3 protein-coding genes and 1 pseudogene are annotated in these 2,456 nt (G+C 33.3%); all 4 read right to left on the bottom strand.

Annotated elements, in window-relative coordinates; translation table 11 throughout:
• Positions 1 to 272: pseudogene (locus AAV96_RS00250) on the bottom strand (sel1 repeat family protein); the annotation flags it as partial.
• A 216-nt stretch (positions 273 to 488) separates the two neighbouring features.
• A complete protein-coding gene (locus AAV96_RS00245) occupies positions 489 to 1,220 on the bottom strand; it encodes a DsbC family protein (RefSeq protein WP_034602050.1) in 732 nt (243 codons plus the stop codon).
• A gap of 74 nt (positions 1,221 to 1,294) precedes the next feature.
• Positions 1,295 to 1,615: a low molecular weight protein tyrosine phosphatase family protein gene (locus tag AAV96_RS00240; protein ID WP_046737855.1), complete on the bottom strand. Its 321-nt coding sequence runs from the start codon at positions 1,613 to 1,615 to the stop codon at positions 1,295 to 1,297.
• Positions 1,616 to 1,627: 12 nt separating this feature from the next.
• The gene (locus AAV96_RS00235; protein WP_227505808.1) at positions 1,628 to 2,320 is read right to left on the bottom strand and encodes a DsbC family protein; all 693 of its coding nucleotides are present in this window, start codon (positions 2,318 to 2,320) and stop codon (positions 1,628 to 1,630) included.
• Positions 2,321 to 2,456 lie beyond the last annotated feature (136 nt).

Raw genomic sequence — 2,456 nt, 5'->3', positions numbered from 1 at the left:
TTTGAAGCATCTTGATAATGCTGTACGGCTTTCTTTTCATCTTTTACTGTGCCTTGACCAACTTGAGTCATATAACCTAGGTTATAAATTGCTTGGGCATTACCTGTATCAGCGAGACGCTGCATTTCTTGAAATGCAGCAGGGTAGTTTTTTGCTTCGTATAGTTTAGTTGCTTGAGCAAATGCATCTGGTTTTGCAGTTACTTTACTATCAGCCGCAAATGTTGAATGACTTGTAGCAAGAATTAAGCTGGCAATCAGCAACTTTTTCATTTTATTTATTCCTTTCACAGATATCTGCTTTAATCCATTACATGGCAGTTTTTAATGCCTTCATCATAAAAGTTTGGTGTGAAATGTAAATATAGATTTTGTATAAATCTTGCTTAATTAATTTATTTTAATTTTTATATTATTAATATAAATCAGAATCTTATGTTCTAAGTGGTGGCTTGTTAATCAACTGAAAAGCCACCACTTAATTAGATACTATTTTTTAGTTTGTGCTTCTAATAGAAGTTGTTCAATTTGTTGAGCATTTTGTGGTAAGCCTGCGACTCTAGTGCCATTTTCAAGGAAGATTGTAGGTGTCCCACTAATTTCTAGATTTTGTCCTAAAGCAATATTTTTCTGTACAGGTGTTTCACATGTACCTGAATTTTGGGCTAACTTACGATGTAGCATGTAATCTTCCCAAGCCTCATATTGGTTTTTTGCACACCAAATTTTATTTGCTGCAGTTTCAGCTTGTGGATGCAGTTTCTTAAGTGGGAATAAAAAAATGTAGACCGTTACATTGTCGATAGAGGTCATGTATTGTTCAAGTTTTTGACAATATGGGCAATCGGGATCGGTAAAGACATATAAAGTACGTTCGCCTTTACCTTTAATGTGTTTAATGGCTTGCTTGAGAGGTAGTTGTTTTACATCAATTTTACTCAGTTCAGAAATACGATCTTCTGTTAGGTTTTTCTGATTTTTTACATCGAGTAAATTGCCAAAGAAAAGATATTTAGCATTTTCATCTGTATAGATAATCTTGCCAGACACATAGACTTCATAAATTCCATTTAATGGAGATGGGGTGACTGAAGTAACGGGAATATCTGGATAATTTTGTTTAAAGTTTTGTTCTAAGGTTTTGCTATCAGCATGTACTATTTGTAAGCTTAATAGACTCAGTGATAAGGCTGATAGCCAAGTTTTGATGGTTATTTTCATTTGAGAGAGATATTGTTGAGAATAGTCGAACAATAGCGCTCATTTATATTTTCGACAAGAAGTGAAATCAGAATTTATTTTAAATATGGTCGTATTGCCAATTGCAGTAATTCAATCAGCTCGGGATCCATATAGTGGTATTCATCTGGTATATCGAGCACGAACAGTTTTTTATGTAGCAATTGTTTGGAAAATTGTTCTGTGATCTGTTGTTTGTGTCGAGATTCCATAACAAAAATTTGTTCAGCCCATAGAATATCTTTGATTGAAATCGTATGTTTAGCATTGCGACTGGTTCCTGCTGAACGGGTATGTAGACCATACCCGTTTGCGAAAATACGTTCGACTGTTGGACTACGCCATTGATTGCGACTGCAAATAAAGAGAGTATTCAATTAAGCACCAAATTAATGATCAGTGTTGTTAATAAAATCTTCTAAACTTTCGAGTTGAGGTACTCCTACAATTCTATGACCTTTAGAATTAAATATTGTTGGTGTTAGATTAATCCGATATTTTTTAGTCATTATCATATTTTGATCTATAGGCTGATAACATGAGTTATTTCTTTGATTGGGTTTAGCGCCATCTAATAAATAGGTTTTCCATGCTTTAATCGGATCTTTTGAGCACCAAATATTCTTAGATGTTTCAATCGCTGAGGGGTGTAGATGTGTTAAACCCATAGGGAATGTATAGATCGTTATGTTATCCACTTCTTCAAGAATACCTTGTAAGGCCTGACAAGCAGGACAATCTGGATCGGCAAAAACATATAAAACTCTTTCACCATTTCCTTTGATCTCTTTTAATGCATTTGCAGTGGGTAGTTGTTTGGGGTTAATTGCATAATGCTTTTGATAGTTGAAGTCCGCTATGTTCTGCATATTTTCAAGATCAATAATATCTCCAGAAATTAAATATCGACCAGAAGCATCTATCCATATAGAGCCTCTGATGTTTGAAAGCGTATAAAGATCTGGAATAGGTGTTTTATCTATAAATTCTGGTTTTAATTCATTAGGGAGATTTTGGATTCTTTGATTAATTTTTTCTGTGTTAGCAAAACTAGATTGCATATTAAATAAAGCAGTAGCCATCGTAATCATAAAAATTAATATAGATTTAAGCACAGATAATTCCGATAAATTGAATAAAATAAAAAAGTATTTGTTTTAAATAAGAGTATATGCTTAATTTTAATTAAAGGATCTTATTTAACCCGAATCGCGGATA

This window comes from Acinetobacter sp. AG1 (genome assembly GCF_001005525.1).
Classification (GTDB): Bacteria; Pseudomonadota; Gammaproteobacteria; order Pseudomonadales; family Moraxellaceae; genus Acinetobacter; species Acinetobacter modestus.
The sequence above is the reverse complement of the archived record's forward strand: the minus strand, read 5'-3'. Positions and strand labels throughout refer to the sequence as shown.